Raw genomic sequence first — 529 nt, forward strand, 5'->3', positions numbered from 1 at the left:
CATCGCGCCGACTCGAAGCCGAGTGCCAGCGCAACGTTGAGGTCATGTGGCTGATCAATCGGCTCAAGCCCGACTTCAAGACCATCGCCGACTTTCGCAAGGACAATAAACTTGCATTCGTTGCGACATGCCGAGCCTTCGTCAAGTTTTGTCGAGCGGCTGGTTTGATTGCGGGTGAGCTGATTGCTATCGACGGGAGCAAGTTTCAGGCGGTCGCTTCAGCACGACGGCATCTGAATTTGAAACAGCTTAAACGTCAGGAAGAAAAGCTGGATAAGCGCATTGCCCAGTATTTGGCGGAGCTGGATGAGGCTGATAAGACTGAGGGGTCTGAAGTGGTTGATCGCAGCGCGATCAAGGCTGCGCTGGCGCGGCTTCAGGTTCGCCAGCAGGACAACCAGAACTGCCAAGTGCTGATGGGGGCTCTGGGCGTAGAACAGTTCAACACCCATGAAAGCGACGCCCGGATGATGCGCACGCCCAAAGGCTCGCGCGTAGCCTACAACGTGCAGACGGCTGTGGACGCCGA

Annotated in this window: 1 protein-coding gene; it reads left to right on the forward strand. The window is 56.9% G+C overall.

From position 1 onward, the window contains the following. A partial coding sequence (locus ACP7E4_RS30510) for a transposase (RefSeq protein ID WP_426120004.1) occupies positions 1–529 on the forward strand: 529 nt, incomplete at both ends.

This window comes from Pseudomonas sp. DSP3-2-3 (genome assembly GCF_049898225.1).
In the GTDB taxonomy this organism is placed as follows: Bacteria; Pseudomonadota; Gammaproteobacteria; order Pseudomonadales; family Pseudomonadaceae; genus Aquipseudomonas.